Origin of the sequence: Paraburkholderia sp. J63 (assembly GCF_905220245.1) — a bacterium.
Taxonomy (GTDB): Bacteria; Pseudomonadota; Gammaproteobacteria; order Burkholderiales; family Burkholderiaceae; genus Paraburkholderia.
Map to the genome: position 1 here is coordinate 105,009 of NZ_CAJMZF010000021.1, position 23,185 is coordinate 128,193.

A 23,185-nucleotide genomic window follows, 5' to 3' on the forward strand; every position below is an offset into this window, starting at 1 on the left:
CGCGCAGAGATCGTCCGCATGGCAAGTGCCTTCGAGCACGACGATCTTGGTGCAGCATTGCGGTTGTGACGGTATCAAGGACCATGTCCGAACGAGCCTGTCGGTATCAACGACGGTATCGCGCTCACAAATCGTCCTGAGACGCCCTGTGTTCGCGATTTATCAAGCAAAGCGGGCGAAGATTCTCCGGTGGGTTCCGACAACGGCCGTCAACTGCCAGTCACTATTTTCGGCATCGCCGACGGTATCGTCGCTACACGACCAAGCGGAAACACCGTCCTCGCACGGTTTCAGCCCGTAGGTTGACAATCGAGTGGGAGTGATTGACGTCTTTCGGCGGCAGGTATCGACGTCGCCGAATTAAGCTCCTTCCATTTCAGGCTTTTACCGTCTTTGACGGTAAAAGCCTCGTCAGGAAAGCTTGTTTTATTCGGCTTTTCGGACATCAGCAGGTCTACTGCTTCCAGACGGTACCTCCTGCCACGCCTACCGTTTCAGCTGTGAGCGCGCAGCAATGTGCGCAACAAGCCGCGTCTGACAGCAACATCCTTCAATCCCTCTTCGAAGTTTTTTGCCATCCTGGAACACTCGGCACCAGGCGCCACGGCGAACGATCATCTGGCGATCGATAGCGCACGAAGCGAAGGAGGCAACATGGGTGTTTGGCCTGACGGTTTCCACGATCTTCCCGGTTCAGGCGCCCGCGTGAGCATCCATGAAGACCGATCCAGCCAGGCTTGATCGTGGCGCAGCCAGCGATACCACGACAGCCGGTATCGAGACCAGGGCGCATCACTGGCTCGTGGGCAGTCTAGCGGTCGGTTCCGCACCCACGCCGCTGGCAGAAACGATTCGCACCGCACTGACCTTACCCATGGTCCTCGCCTGTGCGTTCCATTTTTGGGGTCCAGGAATCGCGTTGTTCGCGTCGCTCGGCGCACTGCTTGTCGTGTTGGGCGAGCGGCCCGGCACGACGGGGCAACGGATCTTCAAGGCGGGAAGCGGGTTGCTAGCAGGTATTCTGGCGATGGCTTTGGGCCCATTCACTGCGGGCACGGGCATAACCCCTGTGCTTGTCGTACTCGGTTTTACGGTTCTTTCAGGCGTGTTGAGCGCCTACGGTCCCGCGCTTTCCTTCGCCGGTATGCAGCTTCTCGTGCAGATGTCGGTTGCGGGCGGATTGAAAGTGGATCTGCCTCTCGAAGATAAATTGATTGCGTATTCGTTGGGCGGTGTCGTTGCGCTGGCGGGCGCGTGGCTGGTGAGCGCCTTGCCGCGCACTGATCGACTTTACGGCGCGCAACTGGCCGATGTGCTGGCTGCCTTGACGCTTCGGGAGCGATCGCGCGCAACGGATCAACCTGATGAAGAAGCACTTCTCGCACGAAGAAGCATCGACGGAACGCTGGCACTGGCGAGCAGCCTGGTGCTGACTGCGCGCGCAATCGGGACGAGACATGAGCGTCTTTTGCGCACGCTTCGGTCTATACGCGATGGTGTATCGGTGACGACCGCTAGATCATTCGCCGGCGCATCGCCAGTGGACCCCGACACGTTGCAAAGCACGGCCCAGACCTTGCGAAGCGGCATTTACACCGGACTGCCACTATGGCTCACCAATTATCCGGGCAGGCCGTCCGAGTCGATCACGAGGCTCGTGACCAGGCCCTGGTCAGATCGACGTAACCGGCTGTTCATCGTACGGTTGAGTCTTTGCATGGTCGCGGGCGAGTTGATACGACAGGTGAGGCCGTTTGGACACGGATACTGGATTCTCCTGACCATCGCGTTGTGCCTGAAGCCCGACATCACGTCGGTATTTTCACGTTCGCTGCAACGGGGCATTGGCACAGTCATTGGCGTAGTGGTCGCCAGCTTCGGGACGTTACTCGCGCCGGGCTACACGGTCATTCTTGTCGCGGGTCTGCTGGGTGCCGGCATTCCCTGGTCCGTGCGCCGCAATTACGCCTGGTTTTCCGTGCTCATCACGCCACTCGTTCTCCTGCTGCTGGACCTCGGTGGCACCGCCGGCTTCAGCGTGCAATTGCAGCGCGTGATACATACGCTGACGGGCTGCGCGTTGGTGCTTTCGCTTGCGTATGCATTCTGGCCGGACACGTGGCGTCCATCTGCCCGGCCGGAAATCGCGCGCCTATGCGATCAACTGGCGGAGCTCGCGCAGTCGGTTCCGCTGGATTTCGACAGCGCCGCTGCCGTTGTACTCGCCGATCGACGGCTCGCTATTGCTCAGGGCATCGCCGAGCTTCGGCTGCGAGCCACCACCGCATCGAACGAACCAGAAGGTCCGCGCCTGCGTGCTCGACACTGGCAGGACGTGGCCGCATGCCTCGAAACGGTATTGCAGGCCATAGTGCGCTCGCCCGGCACTCCGTCCATCGACGTCGTAGTTCAGGCGCTTCGATCCCTCGCGGTTGCGCTTCGAGACAAGGATCGGCTGGCAGTTCGTCTTTACGATTCGATGCCGATACGTCGGAGTTGAGCCAATGCTTAGGTTAGCTGACAGAGGTCGTGTCTCACCTGCATGCGTATGGCCAGTCAGGCGACACACGAAACTCGTGACGATTCAGTCGCGCATCGAATCGATCGTCGTGTCCAGATCCACGAGGCGTGACCGCGCCGATGATCGTGGTGCCGTGCGGCGCTGGCCCTGCTCGCGCGCGAACGCGGCCGGCGTACAACCGACGTGTCGCTGGAAACGCCGGGTGAAATGGCTCTGGTCGGCAAAGCCCGTCATCAGCGCAATTTGCACAAGCGGCAGCGCAGTTTCGAGTATCAGCGATTGGGCGCGACGTATCCGGCATTGCTCCACGTAGCTGATCGCCGTGACGCCGATCGTGCGCTTGAATAGCCGGCTGAAATGGAACCGGCTCACGTTCACGAGTGCCGCCAGATCTTCGAGGCAGATGGGCCGGTCGAGATTTTCTTCGATGAATTCTGTCAATCGGGCGACTTCGAGCTTGCCGAGCGCGTGGTCCGGTGCGGACTCGAGGGGCTCGAACACGTTGTAGCTGCGAAGCAGGTGAGCCGCCAGCGCCGCGGATAGGGAATCGACGATCAGCACCTGGGTCGGATGTGCCTTCATGTCGATTTCGCTGACGAAGCTCAGGGCAAGCCGCTCAATCATCGGATCGCGAACCAGGAAGATGTTTCGGATTTCAATCGGGACGCTCTGGTGGCCGAGTTGCTCGCCAGCGAGTGCAACGAGCGAAGGCGGGACGCGCAGGCGGACGGACTGTCCGAAATCGCCTTCCCAAACCGAGTCGCAGCCGGCCGGCATGAGGAGGGCGGTTCCGGCCGAGAACGTGCTGCTATGGACGGCGCCGGCCCGTGTCTGTACCAGCTTGGCGCTGCCGGAGGGGTGATAGGTGATCAGATGATGGTCGAGCCCGGCATAGCGCTCGGAGCAGCCGACGTAAGGGCGGTGGACGTCGACAGTGATCCCGTTCCAGCCGCGACCGCGCGTGGTCGCGACCGGCTGCTGCGGCCGCGCACGGAGGATTTCGTCCATCGTGATCAGCCGGCGCTGGCGCGGTTGTCGCGGGATGGTTTCCGCGAACTTCGCGTGATCGGGAGCCTGGGCGCTGCCGTTCCGTCGTCCTGTGGATTCGAAATCAGTGGTCATCAGTGCCTCTGTTCGGCGGGGCCGGATTCGCACATCGCACGTCGAGCCTGACGCTTGTACAGTTTGGCACAACCGGCGTGGCGTTGTCGGGCGAACGCCAGCCGGGTGCGCGTATGTTGGGGCGCGATGGCGCAGTGGGTGCGCCGTGTCCCGCCAGGCGCTTTATTCGCGAGTCCGCGTGCTCAACGATATCGAACGGTAGGTGGGCGATAAGATGCTAGTTGCCTGGCGCCGTTTTTGCATGACTAGCGGACCGGCATCTGCTTGACGATACTAGATGCTTCGTCCATCGGCATACCTTCAACGCTGCTGTGACTCAGCTCACGTTACCAGGATTCGAGTCACCCAGACCGGTGATTCCGGAGCATCACCTGTTTTATGCCGTGATGCCCGATCCAGATACGGCTGCGCGCATTGCCGGGATGAAGGGATGGTTGCGCTCGGAAATGAACGTCAAGGCCAGGCTGCTGGGAACCGAGCGCTTCCATATCACGCTGCACTCGCTGGGCAACTTTGTGCGTGTACCGGAGGTATTTGTCGCGCGTGCATGTGCTGCGGCGGCAGCTGTTCGCGTACCGCCATTCGGCGTGACGCTTGATCAGATCTCCAGCTTCAAAGGGCAGCCGGGGCATCGGCCTTTAGTGCTGACGGGCAGCACCGGAACGGAGGCATTGGCCGATTTTCAGCAAGAACTTGGGAAGGCGCTCAGGGCCGCAAATCTGCGTATTTCGAGCGCGCGTTTCAAAGCCCACCTCACGTTGCTATACGACGAAGGCAGGGTCGAGCAGCGCGCGATCGAGCCGATCACATGGACCGTAAGCGAACTTGTCCTGATCGATAGCTGGCTCGGCAAGACCCACTACGACGTAAAAGGGCGCTGGCCGCTGAAAGGTCGAAGCCCATCGGTCTGAGAGCCTGTTCGACTGCTGCGCCACGGCCATAGAGGCCAACCAAACGGAGCCGATGCCTTAAAGCCCCGGCTCCCACAAGCTTCACTCAATGCTTAAGACAAGTATCCGCATTCTTCCACGTACACGTATCAAGTCCGGTATGAACGATCGGCTTCACCGTCTTGCCTTCGGCCAGATCGCGCATGACCATCGCCGCCTGATAGCCCATTTCCTCGGGCCGTTGCCCCACGAGCACATTGACCTTGTGCTCCTTGAGCGCCTGCAGCTCCGGTCCTAGCGTATCGGCCGAGACGATCACGAATTTGCCGCTCTGGATCTTGTCCATGATCGGCGCGACGACCTGCGAATACGCCTGCGGCGCGAAGAGCGGCCAGCCGCCTTCGAACACGAACGCATCGAGGCCGGTGGCATTGGCGGTCAGCGTATCCTGCATCATCTGATTGGCCTTCGCGGCGTCGTCGTTCACGTAGAGCGGGCAGGCGCTGATCTCGTGCCAGTTGTTCTCGCCCGCGAGCTTCGCGATGCCTTTCTTGCCCGAGAGCGCGTCACGTGTGCCCTGGGCGCGCTGGTTGATATTCTCGGCCGCGGGATTGCCCATCACGAGGCAGATATTGCCGCCCTTGGGCATCAGCAGCTTCAGTTGCTCGCCGAGCTTGTAGCCGAGTTCGTAATTATCAGTGCCGACATAGGCCTTGCGCAGCGAGGCGTCCTTCGGCAGCAGATCGGCATCGGCCGTGATGATCGGAATCTTCGTGTTGCGGCGGCGGATCACCTCGGCGATGGCTGGTGCGTTCGACGGCGAGATCGCAATGGCCGAGACGCCCTTGGTCAGCAGATCGTCGACGATCTGCACCTCGGCGCTTTCGTCGGCGGCCGTCGCGGGGCCGGTGTAGTAGCAGGTGTAGCCTTCCTTCTTGAGCTCCTTGTTGGCCCGCTCGCAACCCTGATGCATGAGGTCGAAGTAGGGGTTGTCGAGACCCTTCACGACCAGCGCGAGGGTCTTGTCCGCCGCAAAGGCGGAGGAGGCCAGCATGGCGAGCGCTCCGGCTGCAGCAATGCACATCCACGTTTTCTTCATTGTTTCCTCCTGTTCTCCTGTTCGGCGCCGGGTGGGCGGCGCCCGCGTCTCCTGCGATTTTTCCTGCGATTGCCATCCTCTTTGAAGGGCAAGCCGGCATGCGGGCCTGGACCTTCTCGCGGAACCTCGCGTGGGTTCTGAATCTCGGCGGCTGGCGGTTCCGCGTGCTGGCCGGCCGCGCCTCCCTCCCATCGCACCGGCGCAGTGGTGGCCGGCGCGCACGAACACGGCTCAATCTCCTTGCCGGTAGCCGCCGAGCCGGTTGAAGAGCACGGCGACGATGATGAAAGCGCCCACGACGGTCCCCTGCCAGAACGAGTCCACGCCGAGCAGGATCAGGCTGTTGCGGATGACTTCGATGAGCGCGGCGCCCACCACGGTGCCGAACGCACTGCCCACGCCGCCCATCAGGTTGGTGCCGCCGATCACGGTCGCGGCGATCACGCGCAATTCGTCTCCGGTGCCGAGGCCCGTCGTCACGGCGCCGAGCCAGCCGACTTCGAGGATGGCCGCGACGCCGGCCATGAGGCCGCCGAGCACGTAGACCGAGCAGATGATGCGCCGCACCGGCACGCCGGTGAGGTTCGCCGCATGACGGTTGCCGCCGACGGCGAACACGTAGCGGCCCCAGCGCGTCCAGCGCAAGGCGAACCAGAAGATCGCGGCGAGGACGATCAGAAACCACACCGGGTTGGCGATGCCGAGCGTCGCGCCGCCGCCGAGCGCGAGCAACTTGCTGCCGTCGGGGCCGAAGTCGAAGATGGTCCGGCTGCCCGAGATCACGAGCGCGAGGCTGCGGCCGACGCTCAGCATGCCGAGCGTCACGACGAACGGCTGCATGTCGAGGTAGGCGATGAGCAGGCCGTTCACGAGGCCGACGAGCGCGGCGGTCAGGAGCCCCATGCCGATGCCGGCCCAGATCGGATAGCCGGCGTTCATGACCACGGAGAGCACGATGCCGCTGATGCCGATCGTCGAGCCCACCGAAATGTCGATGCCGCCCGTGACGATCACGGCCATCATGCCGAGCGCGACGATGGCAACGAACGCGAAGTTGCGCGTGACGTTGAAGAGGTTCTGCGAGGTCGCGAAGCTGGAGGTCGCGAACGACAGCACGACGCAGCCGACGATCGTCGCGAGCACGACCCAGAATACCTGGCTCGCGAGCAGCCCGGTCCAGTGGGTGTGGGTCCTGGCGGCCTGCGGATCGTCATGCAATGTCGGCATTGGCGGGGGCCTTTGCGGCGCGTCGTTCAATTTCGGGTCTCCTGTCCTGTCTTCCCAAGCGAGGCGCCGGCCGCGCGGAGTGCGCCCGCCACGCTCGATGCACGCCCATGCCAGGCGGGACGTGGCGGGCTCAGGCGGCGGCGATCGCTCCGGTAATGAGGCCGGTGATCTCCTCGGGAGAAGAGGTTTCGGTGTTCTTGTCCGCCACCTTGCGCCCGCGCCGCATGACCACGACGCGGTGCGCGACCTCGAACACGTCCGGCATGCGGTGGCTGATCAGAATGACGGCGATGCCATGCTCGGACAGGCGTTTGATGAGATCGAGCACCTCGACGACCTGCCGCACGCTGATCGCGGCGGTGGGTTCGTCCATGATCACGAGCCGCGCCTCGGCAAGCCGCGTGCGGGCGATCGCCACGGCCTGGCGCTGTCCGCCCGACATCTGCCGGACGAGGTCGCGCGGCCGCGTCTCGGACTTCAGCGCCTTGAACAGTTCCTCGGCGCGCCGGTACATCGTCGCGTGATCGAGGATGCGAAAAGGTCCGAAGCCGATCCGTGGCTCGCGGCCGAGAAAGACGTTGGCGGCGGCGGTGAGGTTGTCGCAGAGCGCGAGATCCTGGTAGACGACTTCGATGCCCTGAGCGCGGGCGTCGACGGGCCGGCTGAAATGCACCGGCTTGCCGTCGATGAGGATTTCGCCGTGCGTGGGCGGAAAGTTGCCGGCGATGACCTTCACCAGCGTCGATTTCCCGGCCCCGTTGTCGCCCATGAGCCCGACCACCTGGCCGGGCTCCAGACTGAACGTCACGTCGTTCAGGGCGTGAATGGCGCCGAAGTAACGGGAAACGCCTCTAAGCTCTAGAAGACTCATGGACTGTGTCGCGCTCGCTCGGGTGGGAGCCGCCCACTGCTTGGGTCTTTTCGGTCATCCTGGACGACCGGCTGGCAACCGAAAGACGTGCTAACTAGCATGCTTTCTAGTGCACGATCGGGCTTTTAGCAAGACTATTTCGGGCGTCGGGTTCCGCGGCGGCAGGCGGACGCTCGATCGGCCTGCGCCGGTGCTCGCCCGCCATCGGCAGGCTTTTCGAGGCCCGAAAACACAATCATCGTTCATGCGGGGCATGCAAATGAGATAAAATTGCATATCCGCACTGGACTTATCCCCAGCGAACCTGTTTCACGCTCCGCTCAGTCCTGCAGCGGCATGGCGCTCGTGCCCTTGAGCTCATCGAGGCAAACGATCGAATGCACGCTGCTCACGCCGGGCGCGCGCATGAGCGTATCGAGCAGGAATTCGGACAGCGCCTTGAGATCGCGCGCCACCACCTTCAGTACGTAGTCGATATCGCCGGTCACGGAATAGCACTCCTGCACCTGCGGCAGCTTCGCGACGAGCTCCTTGAACTTGACGAGCTCGCGCATGTGCCCGCGCTCCATCGTCACCTGAATGAAAGCGACCACGCCGAAGCCCAGCGCCTGGGCATCGAGCCGCGTCTCATAGCGCTTGATGATGCCCAGTTCCTCGAGCCGGCGATGACGCCTCAGCGTCTGCGCCGGCGAGAGCTTGACGGTGGCGGCCAGTTCGAGATTCGAGGCGCGTCCGTGCTCCTGCAGCGCGGCGAGGAGCCGCAGGTCAATGGGGTCCAGGGTGATGTTTTGCACTTTTCTTGCCTTGGAAGTGGCCAATGCGAAATGAAATTGTACCAATCAGGGTTTGCCTGCGTATCAGATGAAATCATATTTTTCCGCTCCGCCTATACACTGGGCGCACCTGACAGGGCTGTCGGCTAATGCTGGCGGGCCTGAGAGCGCGCCAGCGCAGAAGGTTGCGCGCGCAATTTTATTTCGCGCGGCCGCGCAGGGGTCCCATCGGGATCGCTGCCGGGCGCATCGATAAAGAAGAGACAGGAAGAGACATGGTTTCAAACGAAACACATAGCGGCGACCAGAACGGCCACCTGAAGCGCGGCCTCAAGAATCGCCATATCCAGCTGATCGCGCTGGGCGGAGCGATCGGCACCGGCTTGTTCCTCGGCATCGCGCAGACGATCCAGACCGCGGGCCCCTCGGTGCTGCTCGGTTATGCAATTGCGGGCATCGTCGCGTTCTTCATCATGCGGCAACTGGGCGAGATGGTCGTCGACGAGCCCGTCGCCGGCTCGTTCAGCTATTTCGCCGACAAATACTTCGGCCCGTTCGCGGGCTTCCTCTCGGGCTGGAACTACTGGGTGCTCTACGTGCTCGTGAGCATGGCCGAGCTTTCGGCCGTCGGCATCTACATGCACTACTGGTGGCCGACGCTGCCCACGTGGGTCTCGGCGCTCGTCTTCTTCGTCGTGATCAACGGCGTCAATCTCGCGAGCGTCAAGTCGTACGGCGAGCTCGAATTCTGGTTCGCGATCATCAAGGTGCTGGCGATCGTCGGCATGATCGCGTTCGGCGGCTGGCTGCTGCTCTCGGGCTCGGCCGGGCCGGACGCGAGCGTCTCGAACCTCTGGCGCCATGGCGGCTTCTTCCCGCACGGCATGTCGGGTCTCGTGATGTCGATGGCCGTCGTCATGTTCTCGTTCGGCGGTCTCGAGCTCGTCGGCATCACCGCCGCCGAAGCCGACGATCCCTCGCACACGATCCCGCGCGCGACCAACCAGGTGATCTATCGCATCCTGATTTTCTACGTGGGCGCGCTGGGCGTGCTGCTCTCGCTCTATCCGTGGGAAAAGGTCGTGTCGGGCGGCAGCCCCTTCGTGCTGATCTTCCATGCGATGAACAGCAATCTGGTCGCGAACGTGCTCAACGTCGTGGTGCTCACGGCGGCGCTCTCGGTCTATAACAGCGGCGTCTATTGCAACAGCCGCATGCTTTACGGCCTCGCGCAGCAAGGCAATGCGCCCAAGGCGCTGCTCAAGGTGAACCGGCGCGGCATTCCGCTCGCGGCGCTCGCCGTGACGGCGGTCGCGACGGCGGCTTGCGTGATCATCAATTACTTCATGCCGGGTAAGGCTTTCGAGTTGCTGATGGGGCTCGTGGTGTCCGCGCTCATCATCAACTGGGCGATGATCAGCCTGATCCACCTGAAGTTCCGCCGCGAGAAGGCGCGCGCGGGCCAGACGACGCGTTTCAGGAGCCTCGGCTACCCGCTCACGAATTACCTGTGCCTGGTGTTCCTCGCGGGCATTCTCGTTGTAATGTATCTGATTCCGGATCTGCGGATTTCCGTCTATCTGATTCCCGTGTGGCTCGTGGTGCTCGCAGGCGCGTATCGTTTCTGGCGCCGCGGCGCGACGCCCGCGCTGCAGGGCAGCGTGCAGACGCGCTGAGCGCAGCCGCACGCGAGGAAGCGGCGCTCCGGCCAGCCGCTTCCGTCAGCATTCCGTATTCGCCTCTAACCAGCAACCGTCAAGCAAACGCCATGTTCGAACATATCGATGCCTATCCCGGCGACCCGATCCTCTCGCTCAACGAGAACTTCCAGAAAGATCCGCGGCAGAACAAGGTCAATCTGAGCATTGGCATCTATTTCGACGACGATGGCCGTCTGCCGGTGATGAAGGCGGTCCACGCGGCCGAAGCGGCGATCCTGAACGAATCCGGTCCCAAGCCGTATCTGCCGATGGCCGGTTTTGCCCAGTATCGCGACGCCGTGCAGGCGCTCGTGTTCGGTGCGCAGTGTCCGTCGCGCGCGGCGAACCGCATCGCCACGGTGCAGACGCTCGGCGGCTCGGGCGCGCTCAAGGTGGGCGCCGATTTCATCAAGCGCTACTTTCCGCAAAGCCAGGTGTGGGTGAGCGATCCCACGTGGGAGAACCATCGCTTCATCTTCGAGCGTGCGGGCTTTACGGTGAACACCTACCCGTACTATGACGAAGCTACGGGCGGCCTCAAGTTCGACGCGATGCTCTCGGCCATCGACGCGCTGCCGGCGAAAAGCGTCGTGCTGCTGCACGCGTGCTGCCATAACCCGACCGGCGTGGATCTGGACGAGGCGCAATGGACCCGGCTCATCGATGTGCTGCAAAAGCGCGATCTGCTGCCGTTCGTCGACATGGCGTACCAGGGCTTCGGCGCGGGCCTCGACGCCGACGCGTTTGCGGTGCGCGAACTCGGCCGCCGCGGCGTGCCGGCGCTGGTGGCGAACTCGTTCTCGAAGAACTTCTCGCTGTACGGCGAGCGTTGCGGCGGCCTGCACGTGATCTGCGAAGACGCCGCGGCAGCCGATCGTGTGCTCGGGCAACTCACGGGCTCGGTGCGCTCGAACTACAGCAATCCGCCGACGCACGGCGCGAAGATCGTCACGCACGTGCTCACGAATCCCGAGCTCAAGGCATCGTGGGAGACGGAGCTGGCGGCCATGTGCGAGCGCATCGCGCGCATGCGCAAGGCGATTCATGACGGGCTCGCCGCGCATGTGAGCGGCGAGGCGCTCTCGCGCTACGTGAAGCAGCGCGGCATGTTCACGTACACGGGCCTGGGCGCGGACCAGGTCGAGCGCTTGAAAGAGGAGTTCGGGGTCTACATCCTGCGCTCGGGCCGCATGTGCGTCGCGGGGCTCAACGAGAAGAACGTGGGCGTCGTGGTCGAGGCAATGGGCCGGATTTTCAGGGGATAAGCGGCGCAGGTTGCTTCAGGCCGGTATCGGCGAGTGGTCCGATACCGGTGCGGGCGCCATTAGCGGCGCCTCAAAATCTCATTCCCGTTCCCACTCCGCAAACGCCTCCGACGCCGCCGCTGCCGCCTCCCGCGGCGCAGAACACGCCGCAGCCGGAAAGGCTGGCGGCCAGCAGCACACAAGCGGCCCCGAGGCGCAGCCGCCGCGAGGCGCAACGCCTGCGCGAAAGCGGATAAAGTGCACCGGCACGAACGCCGGAAGCCGGCGACGCGCCGGACGGCACGCCAAAAATCGAAGCCTGTTTCATCGTGATCTGAGCTCGAATGGGGCTTGAAAGCAGAGTGGATTTGATCCGCCGGACCGCCGTTCGAACGCTGGCGGGGCGGAGTCGGCTCAAAGATAAGCCGCTGAAGCGCGCGCTCCAATCAGACGAATCCGGCTTTACCCCACGCATACGCCATGCGCCACGCATCAAATCGCCCGTCTGTCAATCTGTCGGAATCCGACGTCGGCCACGACAGAAGCGTAGGGTCTTCCAGGTGTTACCCTGATAGAATGCGTGAGCCGCAACGTAGTGGACCGCCGATGAAATTGCTTGATGCCCTTGTCGAACAACGGATTGCCGCCGCAGCCGCGCGCGGTGACTTCGACGACTTGCCGGGCGCCGGGGCGCCTCAGGCGCTCGACGAGGACCCCTTCGTACCCGAAGAGGTGCGCGTGGCAAACCGCATTCTGAAGAATGCCGGCTTCGTGCCGCCTGCGGTCGAACAGCTTCGCGCGCTGCGCGATCTCGAAGAAGAGCTCGCCAAGGTGAGCGACAAGGTCGAGCAGTGCCGGCTGCGCGCCCGCATGCTGGCGCTCGACATGGCGCTCGAGTCGCTGCGCGGCGGCCCGCTGGTGGTGCCGCACGAGTACCGCCGCCGCATTGCCGAGCGGCTCTCCGAACGCGCGACGCTCGGGCAGCGCGTCGTGGCGGGGGCTGCGTGAGCGTGCCGGCTGCCACGCCGCCGGGCGAGGCCGAGCAGCACCACGCAGCGTGCCCCGAGCCAGTCCAGGGCGATGCCGGGCCGCAAGCCGGGCCATCCGCCGAATCTGCTGAATCCACCGAATCTATCGAACCCACCGAGCCTCAGGCGGAGCCCGCCACCGAGCGCGACCGCCATTTCATGCGCCTCGCGCTAACGGCCGCCGAAGCGGCGCGCGCGGCCGGTGAGGTGCCGGTCGGCGCCGTGCTGGTGCGCGGCGACGAGGTGATCGCAACCGGCTTCAACCATCCGATCGGCGCGCACGATCCTTCGGCGCACGCCGAAATGGCCGCGTTACGCGCGGCGGGCGCGGCATTGAGCAACTACCGCTTGCCGGGCTGCGAGCTCTATGTGACCCTCGAGCCCTGCCTCATGTGCGCCGGCGCGATCATGCACGCACGCATCGCACGCGTGGTATACGGTGCGCGCGACCCGAAGACCGGGGCGTGCGGCAGCGTCGTCGACGCATTTTCGAACGGCCAGCTCAATCACCACACGAGCGTCGCGGGCGGCGTGCTCGAAACCGAGTGCGGCGATGCGCTGCGCGCATTCTTCGCGGAGCGTCGCCGCGCGAGCCGCGAAGCGCGTCGCGCGGCGGCCGGCTCGGCCGGATCAGCGCCCGGCGTTGCCGATAACGACCGGTAAGCCTCGATAACAACGGATAATAGGCGCGAGCGGCTTTGCGCTACGCGTCGCGGCAGACGCAAGGCGCGGCCACCGACCATCGAACTCCGTTGACCATGACCATTCATCGCACCATCGAACTGATCGCGCCGTCGGGCTATCCGCATGACCCGGAAGCCGTGCACCGCGGGATTGCGCGCCTGCGCGCCCAGGGCCACCGCGTAGAGGGGATCGAGGCGACCGAGCGGCGCTACCAGCGTTTCGCCGGCACCGACGGCCAGCGCGCCGCTGAGCTGAACCGTCTCGCCGACCCTGGGCGCGACTTGCCCGATATCGCGCTCGCAGTGCGCGGCGGCTATGGCGCCGTGCGCATCCTGCACGGGCTCGACTACGACGGCCTGCAAAAGCGCCTCGCCGGCGAGCCGATCGCCTTCGTCGGGCATAGCGACTTCACCGCGATCCAGCTCGCGCTCTATGCGCGCGCGGGGCTCAAGACCTTCGGCGGCCCGATGCTCGTGAGCGACTTCGGCGCGCCGGAATTGAGCAGCTTCACGATGCAGCACTTCTGGGAAGCGCTCACGAAGCCCGAATTCACGCTCAAGGTGAAGGCGCCGCAGGTGCAGCACGTCGACGTTTCGGGCATGTTGTGGGGCGGCAATCTGGCCGTGCTCACGTCGCTCGTCGGCACGCCCTATATGCCGCCGGTGCAGGGCGGGATCCTGTTTGTCGAGGACGTCAACGAGCAGCCGTTCCGGGTGGAGCGCATGCTCTATCAGCTCCATCTCTCGGGCATTCTCGCGCGCCAGCAGGCGCTGGTGCTCGGTGACTTTTCCGGCGGCAAGCCGTTCGATTACGACAACGGCTATGACCTGCACGCGATGGTCGAGCACGTGCGCTCGGTGGTGGCGATTCCGGTCATTACCGGCCTGCCGTTCGGCCATATCGAGAACATGGTCACGTTGCCGTTCGGCGCGCAGGCACAACTGAGCGCCGACGCTCATGGCTTCGAGCTCGCTGTGAGCGACTATCCGTATCTCGGCTGACCAGGCGGATCTTGAGACAGTACAAGCGCCCACGGGCGCTTTTTTCCGGGGATTAATATGCAACTAACAGTCGGTGAAATGAAAATTCAACGGATGCTCTGGAGACGTTACCGCTCCGAGATTGTTGACAAAAAAAGCGCCGTTTGGGACTGACGATTCACAGGGAAGGTGCGAAATTCCCCGTAGTGGCGCGGGTTTCACGAGGGTTGTGCATCCGGATGCTGCTCACGCCTGAGTATCTTCCCCAGGTTAGCCGATAAAATTGTTGACAATCTTTATGTCCGAACTAGGATACCCAACATCAAGGTGAAAGACATGCGAAACGCCGATACCGAAGCCGACGCGACCGGCACGAAACCCGAGACTATCGCCGCGCGCATCCGCGCCGCGATCCTCGAACATCGTTTGCCGCCTGGCGCGAAGCTCACGGAAGCGCAGTTGTGTGAAGTGTTCAGTGTCAAACGCGGACCGATCCGCCAAGCGCTCTCGCTGCTCGCGGGCGATCACCTCGTCGATCTGGAGCCGAATCGTGGCGCGTTCGTCGCAAGCCCGTCGCTCCAGGAGGTGCACGAGGTGTTCGAGATGCGCCGCATCATCGAGCTCGCGGTGGTGGAGCGCATTTGCAGCGCGCAGCATGGCAGCCGGCGATTGAAGAGCATCGGCGAGACCATCCGGCGCGAGCGCAGGGCGTTCGAGGGGCGCGATTTTCCGGCGTGGATCCGCTTGTCGGGCGAGTTCCATACCGAACTGGCGGCGCTGACCGGCAACACGGTGTTGTGCGATTGCCTGAATGGCCTCGTGGCACGCTCGACGCTGATTTCCGCGCTCTACGAGTCGCCGGGGCGCAGCCCGTGCTCGTTCGACGACCACGAGGCGATTATCGCGGCGCTGGAGGCGGGGCAGGCGCAGGAAGCCGCCGCGCTGATGACGCGGCATCTGCAGGGCGTCGAGCTGAAGATGCTCGACCGGCCGGCGGGCGCGTCGGTTGATTTGCAGGACGTGTTCGGCGCGCGCGCGGCCGCTACGGCCGGGCGCTGAGCAACGATCGGGCGTGGTCTTCCGCCTGCGCTAAGCGACAGGGCGCCGGGCGGAAGCAGAAACAGAATCGGAAACACAAGCATCACGGCGGCGTTCGCACAAAGAGCGGACGCGCCTGGCAGGACTGAGTGGAGCTGAACTGGAGACACGCGCGGCGGGGCGCAATGCCGGCCGCCGCGCGCGAGAGAGAAAAGATCGATGTGGCAGCGGGCGCCGCGAGGGCGTCCGCCGGGCAGGCAGCACGGCGAGCAGGGCGCGCGAGAGGCGCGACCGGCGCGGTGCAAAGGGCGTCGAAGCGCACGCCGGGCAGGGGCTCGAGCCCCCGGCCTTTTAGCCTGGACCCCGAGCCATCCGCAGATATCGCGGCGGCCGCAGCACGCGGCGCAGCGCGCGTTTCGAGGCGTTTCAGGCGTCTTTTTTCCGTCGGCGTATCCATCCCAAGGAGCGGGTCATGGCTCAGTTCAGCGCGTCACCAGGCAGTCCGGCAGTGCCCAACTTCGATGCATCCGAGAGTAGCGAAGCGACAAACGGCACGCAGTTGCCGGCAGGCTACAGCGAGCGCCTCTATAACCACGACCTCGCGCCGCTCAAGGAGCAGACGTGGGGCGCCTATAACATCTTCGCGTTCTGGATGTCCGACGTGCACAGCGTCGGCGGCTACGTGTTCGCGGGCAGTCTCTTCGCGCTCGGACTCACGAGCTGGCAGGTGCTGCTGGTGCTGATCGTCGGCATCTCGCTCGTCAACGTACTTTGCAATCTCATCGCGCGGCCGAGCCAGCGCCATGGCGTGCCGTATCCGGTGGCGTGCCGCGGCACCTTCGGCGTGCTCGGCGCGAACATTCCCGCCGTGATCCGTGGCCTGATCGCGGTGGCATGGTATGGAATCCAGACTTATCTCGCATCGAGCGCGCTCGTGATCGTCGTGCTCAAGTTCGTGCCGCAACTGATGCCTTACGCCGACGTGCACAGGCACGGCATGTTCGGCCTCTCGGCGATGGGCTGGGCCGGCTTCATGACGCTCTGGGTATTGCAGGCGCTCGTGTTCTGGAACGGCATGGAGACCATCAAGAAGTTCATCGACTTCGCGGGTCCGGCCGTCTATGCCGTGATGTTCATTCTGGCCGGCTACATGGTGTATCGCGCGGGCTGGCACAACATCGGCCTGAACCTTGGCGGCGTGAAGTATCACGGCACCGAAGTGATCCCGGTGATGATTACCGCGGTCTCGCTCGTGGTCTCGTATTTCTCGGGGCCGATGCTCAATTTCGGCGACTTCTCGCGCTACGGCAAATCGCTCAGGAGCGTGCATCGCGGCAACTTCTGGGGCTTGCCCGTCAACTTCCTCGCGTTCTCGATCGTCACGGTGATCACGACCTCGGCCACGCTGCCAGTGTTCGGACAACTGATTACCGATCCCGTGGAAACGGTGAGCCGCATCGATCACCCGACGGCCGTTATTCTCGGCGCGCTGACGTTCACGATCGCGACCATCGGCATCAATATCGTCGCGAACTTCGTGTCGCCGGCGTTCGACTTCTCGAACGTTGCGCCACGCCTGATCAGCTGGCGTGCGGGCGGCATGCTCGCGGCGGTGGCCTCGATCTTCATCACGCCGTGGAATCTCTTCAACAATCCCGCCGTGATTCACTACACGCTCGACGTGCTCGGCGCCTTCATCGGACCTTTGTACGGTGTCCTGATCGTTGACTTCTACCTCGTGAAGCGCGGCCGTCTCGCTGTCGACGATCTCTACACAGTCTCGACGAAGGGCGCCTACTGGTACACCAACGGCGTGAACTGGCGCGCGGTCTCGGCGCTGCTGCCGGCCGCGGTCATTGCGATTCTCTGCGTGATGCTGCCGTCGCTGGGCGGCGCAGCGAACTTCTCGTGGTTCATCGGCGCGGGACTCGGCGCGCTGTTCTATCGCGCCTTGACGATGGGCCAACGTGCGCGGGCACGGGCGTAAGACAAAGCACCCCGAAACGAACAGAGAACTGCTATGCGTATCAAGCTGATCAATCCGAACACCACGCAGCGCATGACCACTGCGATGGGGCAGTGCGCGCGCGCCGTGGTGGCGCCGGGCACGGAAGTCGTCGCCGTGAGCCCGACGATGGGGCCGCCCTCGATCGAGGGCTACTACGACGAGGCGCTCGCGACGCCCGGCCTGCTCGCGGAAGTGGAGGCGGGCGAGCGCGAGGGCTTCGACGGCTATGTGATCGCCTGCTTCGGCGACCCGGGGCTCTATGCGGCGCGCGAACTGGCGCGCGGGCCGGTGGTGGGCATCGCCGAAGCGGCCATGCACGCGGCCAGCGTGCTCGCGCCGGGCTTCTCGGTCGTGACGACGCTCTCGCGCACCAAGGCGATGGCGTGGCATCTCGCCGAGCGCTACGGCATGAGCCGCTTCTGCCGCAACGTTCGGGCCATCGACGTGGCCGTGCTCGAACTCGACGAGCCGGGCTCGGCGGCGCGCCGTGCGATCGTCGACGAATGCGGCCGGGCGCTCGAAGAAGACGGCGCGGACGCGATCGTGCTCGGCTGCGCCGGCATGACGAGCCTGTGCGCGCAGGTGGAGGACGCGCTCGGCGTGCCGGTGGTGGACGGCGTGACGGCGGCGGTCAAATGGGTGGAGGCGCTGGTCGCGCTGCGCCTCGCGACGGCCAAGCGCGGCGACTTCGCGCGCCCGCTGGCCAAGCGCTACGATGGCGAGTTCGCGCACTTTAGTCCGACCAATGCGGCGAGCGCCACGGAAACGCCGCCGCCGGTCCGTCCGTTGCGCTACGGGTAAACACGCAGCGCGTGCGCCCCGCCGCCAGACGGGGCGCACCCGGCACATACACGTCGCTTGACCCGCACTATCTGTCGGTGCGTATGGGCGCGCCCTGGCGATTTAGCTACACTGGGCCGATCCTGAAAACGGCATTTTTCGGCGCATTGCAAACCCTTGTGGCGCAAGGATTTCGGCCGGTGCAGCCGCTTTCGGCAGGTGCGGGTCCCCCGCGCGGTTTTCACATTCGTTACCCATTCGAAAGATTCGATCAGCATGCCACTCGATCCCCAATATCCCCGCGATCTGATCGGTTATGGCCGGCACCCCGTGCAGGCTAACTGGCCCGGTCAGGCGCGCGTCGCGGTGCAGTTCGTGCTCAACTACGAAGAGGGCGGCGAGAACTGCGTGCTCCACGGCGACCCGGCCTCCGAGCAGTTCCTCTCCGAGATCGTCGGCGCCGCCGCTTATCCGGCGCGTCACATGAGCATGGAGTCGATCTACGAATACGGCTCGCGCGTGGGCGTGTGGCGCATCCTGCGCGAATTCGAAAAGCGCGGCCTGCCGCTTACCGTGTTCGGTGTCGGCATGGCGATCGAGCGTCACCCCGAAGTGGCGCGCGCGTTCGTCGAGCTCGGCCACGAGATCGCTTGCCACGGGTATCGCTGGATTCACTATCAGGACGCCACGCCAGAACTCGAAGCCGAGCACATGAAGCTCGGCATGGAAGCGATCGAGCGGGTGGCGGGCGTGCGTCCGCTGGGCTGGTACACGGGCCGCGACAGCCCCAATACACACCGCCTCGTGGCGGAGCACGGCGGCTTCCTCTACGACTCCGACTATTACGGCGACGATCTGCCGTTCTGGATGGACGTCGAAGTCACCGGCGGCAAAAGCATGCCGCAGCTGATCGTGCCTTATACGCTCGACACGAACGACATGCGCTTTGCGACGCCGCAGGGCTACAACACCGCGGATCACTTCTTCACCTACCTGCGCGACGCGTTCGACGTGCTCTACGCGGAAGGCGACGAAGCGCCGAAGATGCTGTCGATCGGCATGCACTGCCGTCTGCTCGGTCGTCCGGGCCGGTTCCGCGCACTGCAGCGCTTCCTCGACCATATCGAGAAGCACGATCGCGTGTGGGTCACGCGCCGTGTCGACATCGCGCGCCACTGGCGCGAGCATCATCCCTATCAACCGCAGCAGAACGACCACCGCGGGGCCGCCGCATGAAGGCAATGCACTACACCCTCGACCAGTTGAACAACGCCTCGACCGACGCCTTCGTGGCCGCGCTTTCGGGCATCTTCGAGCACTCGCCCTGGGTGGCGGAAGCGGCGGCGCAGCAGCGTCCCTACACGAGCATCGACGCGCTGCACCAGACGATGTCGGGCGCCGTGGAAACCGCCGGTGAAGCGAAGCAGCTTGCGCTCATCAACGCTCACCCGGAACTCGCGGGCAAGGCCGCCGTGCGCGGCGAGCTCACCGAGGAATCCACGCGCGAGCAAAGCGGCGCGGGCCTGAACCTGTGCACGCAGGAAGAGTTCGACAAGCTCCAGGCGCTCAACCGCGCGTATCGCGAAAAGTTCGGCTTTCCGTTCATTCTCGCGGTGCGCGGCTATGACCGCCACGGCATCATCGCGAATTTCGAATCGCGCGTGAACAACACCCACGCCGACGAAATGCGCGCGAGCCTCGACCAGATTTATCGCATCGCGCGCTTCAGGCTGGACGAGCTGATCGACGCATGAGATTGACGCCGCGCCTCGCATGTTGCGAGGTGCGCCTTCGCGACGGCGCGGCGCTGTTTTGGAACCCAGGAAAAGACACGAAGGAAGACAAAGATGGCACTCCCGACTCTCGACCCCAACGCACCGGATTTCACGCGGCGCTTCGTGAATCTCGCGGACCCGCGTCTGGGCGCGCAGGCGCTCGAGACGAGCGACGACTTCTTCGCCCCGAAGGAGCGCATGCTCAATCCGGAGCCGGCCGTCTTCATCCCGGGCAAGTACGACGACCACGGCAAGTGGATGGACGGCTGGGAAACGCGCCGCAAGCGCACGACCGGCTACGACTGGTGCATCGTGAAGCTCGCGCGCCCCGGCGTCATCAAGGGCCTCGACATCGACACGAGCCACTTCACCGGCAACTATCCGCCGGCAGCGTCGATTGAAGCCGCGTACGTGGCGGACGGCGCACCGGGCGCCACGACCGAATGGACGGAGATCGTCCCGTCGACCTCGCTGAACGGCAACAGCCACCACTACGTGGAAGTCACGAGCGACAAGCCGTTCACGCACCTGCGCGTGAACATCTATCCCGATGGCGGCATCGCGCGTCTGCGCGTCTACGGCCAGCCGCAAGTGGACTGGCAGGGCGCGAGCCGCACGGAGCTGTTCGACCTCGCCGCGATGGAAAACGGCGCGTATCTGGTCGCAGCCAACAACCAGCATTTCGGCGCGGCCTCGAACATCCTGATGCCGGGCCGCGGCGTGAACATGGGCGACGGCTGGGAAACCCGCCGCCGCCGCGAACCGGGCAACGACTGGGCGATCATCGCGCTCGCGCAGCCGGGCATCATCAAGAAGATCGAAGTCGATACGGCACACTTCAAGGGCAACTATCCCGACCGTTGCTCGTTCCAGGCGGCGCGCGTGGTGGGCGGCACGGACAGCTCGCTCGTGACCCAGGCGATGTTCTGGCCCGAGCTGCTCGGCGAGCAGAAGCTGAAAATGGACAATCAGCACTACTTCGAGAGCGAGCTTGCGGCATTGGGCCCGGTCACGCACGTGCGTTTGAACATCATCCCGGACGGCGGCGTTTCGCGCGTGCGTCTGTGGGGCACGCTCGCCTGAGCGCGGCAAAAAGAGAAGAGGAGAAAGCATGAGCGATACGACACAGGCGCTCGGCACGACACTCGTGATCGAGCCGCTGACGCGCGAAGCGTTTGCACCGTTCGGCGACGTGATCGAGCTTGCGGGCGCGAAGCAGATTCCGATCAATCTGGGCACGACGATCCGCTATCACGATCTCGCGAACGTCGACGTCACGGAAGAGAGCGGCCGTACGCTCGTCAACCTCTTTCGCGGACAGCCGCGCGTGCTGCCGTTCGAGATCAAGATGCTCGAGCGGCATCCGCTCGGCAGCCAGGCGTTCGTGCCATTGAACGACAAGCCGTACCTCGTCGTCGTGGCGCCGGCGGGCGAGCTGGACGTCACGAAGATGCGTGCGTTCGTCTCGCACGGCTGGCAGGGCGTGAACTACGCCAGGGGCGTCTGGCATCATCCGCTGATCGCGCTGGGCGAGGTGAGCGACTTCATCGTCGTCGATCGCGGCGGCGATGGCCTGAACCTCAACGAGCAGGATCTGGTCGAATCGTTCTGGTTGACCGAAGAGGCGATGGCGGCGGCGACGCGTTGATGTTCTGACGCATCGAGCTTCGCGAACGAAAAAAAGCCACGGCCGAGACCGTGGCTTTTTGCTTATGAGAAGGCACGCTTGTCAGTAGCCGTGCCCCCGCGGTGCCTGTTTAAAGGCGATCAGAACTCGTAGCCGACTTGGGCGCGAGCAGCCGTGTTGCCGGTGCTCGTGACGGACACGCCGCCGTTGACGAGCCAGTGCATGTTCATCGAGCGATACGTCACGCCGATTGCTGCTGCACTGCCGCCCATGTAGTAGCCGCCGCCTGCTGCGACCACCGTGCGACCCGGACCCGAAGGCGTGAGGTTCGGCATGGCCATGGCTGCGGCCACACCGGCGTACGCGTTCTTCGAAACCGTGTTGATCGAGTTTTGCAGATTGCCGATCTGCTGGCCGAACGCATTCGACTGCTGCGTCATGGCGTCGTTCAACTGGTTCAGGTTGACCGCATCGGTGCCCGAGGTGCCGGCCGCCACGTTGACGATCTGGCGCTCGGATCCTTCGGCGCCGACCGACACTGCGTTGTCGCGATTCGCGATCGAGTTCGCGCCGATAGCCACGGAATTGTTCGCCGACGCATTGGCCTTGTCGCCGATCGCCGTCGAGCTTGCGCCCGTTGCGACCGCGCCGCCACCGACCGCAATCGACTGCGTGCCCGAGGCCGCCGCGACACCGCTCGTCGAGTTGACCGAGGTTGCCGTCGTGCCCGCGATGTTGATGTTCTGCAGGGCCTGGTTGATGCTCGCGACTTGCTGGTTCGTGGCGTAGAGCTGCTGGCCGGTCACCGCATCCGTGCTATCCAGAGAGAGGGTGCCGTTCGAGAGACCGCTCAGGCTGACGTTGCCGCCGGTTGCGCTGGCGAGCGTGACGCTCGAATGGTCAGCGCTGTCGTAATGGACCGCGTCGGCGTCCGTCGTATTGGCCGGAGCGTCGCCGACCGGCGTCGCGGCGTAGTTGGCCGTGGCGGTCCCGGCGCTGGCGCCGAGCGGCGAGCGCGAGGCCGCGACCATCTGTGTCGCGGACGATGCCGGGGCCGAGTTCGATGCGCTCTCGACCGCTTCCTGGGTGCTCGTGCTCGAGTCCGCTGCCAGCGCGGCGATCTCGGCCGTATTCTTCTGCAAGCGGCTGTCGAGACTGGCGATAGCGTCGCTGACCGTATTCACGGTCGTGCCGCCGACGGAATAGCTTGAAGTTCCTAGCCGGTTGCTGACCGCCTGCAGGGCGGTCTGCGTATTGCTTGCCAGATTGTCGACGGTCGAGAGCATGCTTGTCGTCGAGTTCCCCAACTGGGCCACCGTGGCTGCGTCGGTCGGCGCCACGCCAGTCGCCACGTTCGTGATGCGACGAAGGAGACTATTCGATGCGTCACCAACGGAAATCGTATATGGCGTGTTCGCGACCGAGCCGAGACCCAGTGCGACCGCGCCTGCGACTGTGGCCTGCGCAGGCGCACCCGAGCCAAAGCCACTAATGTACGGATTGCCCGTGATCACGGCCTGATTCATCTGCGCCACGTTGACCGCGTCGGTCGGCGCCACGCCGGTGGCTACGTTGTGCAGCACCGCTGGCGTGTTCGAACCCACTCCGCCCAGTGTCACCGAATCGTGCGCCGACGAGTCGTACATCACCGCATCAGCGAGCTTGCCGTTGATGTTCGTGACGTCGCCTTGCAGGTTCGTCACGGCCTGGTTCGTCGCAAACAGTTGCTGACCGTTCACCGCGTCGGTGCTCGATGCGCTCAGCAGCCCGTTGGCGACATTGTGCAGCGCGACCGGCGTATTGGCGCTCGCACCGCCG

20 protein-coding genes are annotated in these 23,185 nt (G+C 64.3%); 14 read left to right on the top strand and 6 right to left on the bottom strand.

All coding sequences use genetic code 11. The features are described from left to right. Positions 1–715 precede the first annotated feature (715 nt). Entirely contained in the window at positions 716–2,500 is a 1,785-nt protein-coding gene (locus tag U5775_RS22445) for an FUSC family protein (RefSeq protein ID WP_322060286.1), read from the top strand. An 84-nt stretch (positions 2,501–2,584) separates the two neighbouring features. Here the strand turns inward: U5775_RS22445 and U5775_RS22450 are convergent, their stop codons facing one another. Then, positions 2,585–3,643: an AraC family transcriptional regulator gene (locus U5775_RS22450; protein WP_322060287.1), complete on the bottom strand. Its 1,059-nt coding sequence runs from the start codon at positions 3,641–3,643 to the stop codon at positions 2,585–2,587. 311 nt (positions 3,644–3,954) lie between these two features. On the opposite strand from U5775_RS22450, the gene thpR reads away from it, so the two are divergent. Further along, the gene (gene thpR, locus U5775_RS22455; RefSeq protein WP_322060288.1) at positions 3,955–4,554 is read left to right on the top strand and encodes an RNA 2',3'-cyclic phosphodiesterase; all 600 of its coding nucleotides are present in this window, start codon (positions 3,955–3,957) and stop codon (positions 4,552–4,554) included. Positions 4,555–4,639: 85 nt separating this feature from the next. On the opposite strand, the gene U5775_RS22460 is transcribed toward thpR, so the two are convergent. The 4 genes from U5775_RS22460 to U5775_RS22475 all read right to left on the bottom strand — a co-directional run bounded on the left by U5775_RS22460 (position 4,640) and on the right by U5775_RS22475 (position 8,524). Next, positions 4,640–5,632, bottom strand: coding sequence for a sugar-binding protein (locus tag U5775_RS22460; RefSeq protein WP_322060289.1), 993 nt, complete (start codon positions 5,630–5,632; stop codon positions 4,640–4,642). A gap of 231 nt (positions 5,633–5,863) precedes the next feature. Beyond that, positions 5,864–6,859, bottom strand: coding sequence for an ABC transporter permease (locus U5775_RS22465; protein ID WP_322060290.1), 996 nt, complete (start codon positions 6,857–6,859; stop codon positions 5,864–5,866). A 130-nt stretch (positions 6,860–6,989) separates the two neighbouring features. Next, the gene (locus U5775_RS22470; protein WP_322060291.1) at positions 6,990–7,667 is read right to left on the bottom strand and encodes an ATP-binding cassette domain-containing protein; all 678 of its coding nucleotides are present in this window, start codon (positions 7,665–7,667) and stop codon (positions 6,990–6,992) included. Positions 7,668–8,050: 383 nt separating this feature from the next. Beyond that, positions 8,051–8,524 carry an Lrp/AsnC family transcriptional regulator gene (locus tag U5775_RS22475; RefSeq protein WP_322060292.1) on the bottom strand — a complete coding sequence of 158 codons (474 nt, stop codon included), beginning with the start codon at positions 8,522–8,524 and terminating at the stop codon, positions 8,051–8,053. A 254-nt stretch (positions 8,525–8,778) separates the two neighbouring features. Between U5775_RS22475 and U5775_RS22480 the strand changes: the two genes are divergently transcribed. From U5775_RS22480 to U5775_RS22535, 12 genes are all read left to right on the top strand, one after another. Beyond that, complete coding sequence (locus U5775_RS22480; protein ID WP_322060293.1) at positions 8,779–10,179, top strand: amino acid permease; 1,401 nt, start codon at positions 8,779–8,781, stop codon at positions 10,177–10,179. A gap of 92 nt (positions 10,180–10,271) precedes the next feature. After that, positions 10,272–11,468 carry an amino acid aminotransferase gene (locus tag U5775_RS22485; RefSeq protein ID WP_322060294.1) on the top strand — a complete coding sequence of 399 codons (1,197 nt, stop codon included), beginning with the start codon at positions 10,272–10,274 and terminating at the stop codon, positions 11,466–11,468. Between the two features lie 585 nt (positions 11,469–12,053). Further along, positions 12,054–12,455, top strand: a complete 402-nt coding sequence (locus tag U5775_RS22490; protein WP_322060295.1) for a DnaJ family domain-containing protein — start codon at positions 12,054–12,056, stop codon at positions 12,453–12,455. 125 nt (positions 12,456–12,580) lie between these two features. Then, positions 12,581–13,138, top strand: a complete 558-nt coding sequence (tadA, locus tag U5775_RS22495) for a tRNA adenosine(34) deaminase TadA (protein WP_322060312.1) — start codon at positions 12,581–12,583, stop codon at positions 13,136–13,138. A gap of 95 nt (positions 13,139–13,233) precedes the next feature. Beyond that, positions 13,234–14,160, top strand: a complete 927-nt coding sequence (ldcA, locus tag U5775_RS22500; protein WP_322060296.1) for a muramoyltetrapeptide carboxypeptidase — start codon at positions 13,234–13,236, stop codon at positions 14,158–14,160. Positions 14,161–14,475: 315 nt separating this feature from the next. Next, on the top strand, positions 14,476–15,198 hold the full coding sequence (locus U5775_RS22505; RefSeq protein WP_322060297.1) for a GntR family transcriptional regulator: 723 nt from the start codon (positions 14,476–14,478) through the stop codon (positions 15,196–15,198). 451 nt (positions 15,199–15,649) lie between these two features. Beyond that, the gene (locus U5775_RS22510) at positions 15,650–17,164 is read left to right on the top strand and encodes an NCS1 family nucleobase:cation symporter-1 (RefSeq protein ID WP_322060298.1); all 1,515 of its coding nucleotides are present in this window, start codon (positions 15,650–15,652) and stop codon (positions 17,162–17,164) included. A 33-nt stretch (positions 17,165–17,197) separates the two neighbouring features. Beyond that, the gene (locus U5775_RS22515) at positions 17,198–17,986 is read left to right on the top strand and encodes an aspartate/glutamate racemase family protein (protein WP_322060299.1); all 789 of its coding nucleotides are present in this window, start codon (positions 17,198–17,200) and stop codon (positions 17,984–17,986) included. 255 nt (positions 17,987–18,241) lie between these two features. Further along, positions 18,242–19,201 (top strand): allantoinase PuuE, encoded by a 960-nt coding sequence (puuE, locus tag U5775_RS22520; RefSeq protein ID WP_322060300.1) that lies wholly within the window; start codon positions 18,242–18,244, stop codon positions 19,199–19,201. Next, positions 19,198–19,719: a 2-oxo-4-hydroxy-4-carboxy-5-ureidoimidazoline decarboxylase gene (uraD, locus tag U5775_RS22525; protein WP_322060301.1), complete on the top strand. Its 522-nt coding sequence runs from the start codon at positions 19,198–19,200 to the stop codon at positions 19,717–19,719. The genes puuE and uraD overlap by 4 nt, the downstream gene beginning before the upstream one ends. A 93-nt stretch (positions 19,720–19,812) precedes the next feature. Then, entirely contained in the window at positions 19,813–20,823 is a 1,011-nt protein-coding gene (gene alc, locus U5775_RS22530; protein WP_322060302.1) for an allantoicase, read from the top strand. Positions 20,824–20,851: 28 nt separating this feature from the next. Next, on the top strand, positions 20,852–21,388 hold the full coding sequence (locus U5775_RS22535) for an ureidoglycolate lyase (protein ID WP_322060303.1): 537 nt from the start codon (positions 20,852–20,854) through the stop codon (positions 21,386–21,388). A gap of 119 nt (positions 21,389–21,507) precedes the next feature. Here the strand turns inward: U5775_RS22535 and U5775_RS22540 are convergent. Continuing rightward, positions 21,508–23,185 (bottom strand): YadA family autotransporter adhesin (locus U5775_RS22540; RefSeq protein ID WP_322060304.1); only part of this gene is annotated, 1,678 nt, incomplete at its 5' end.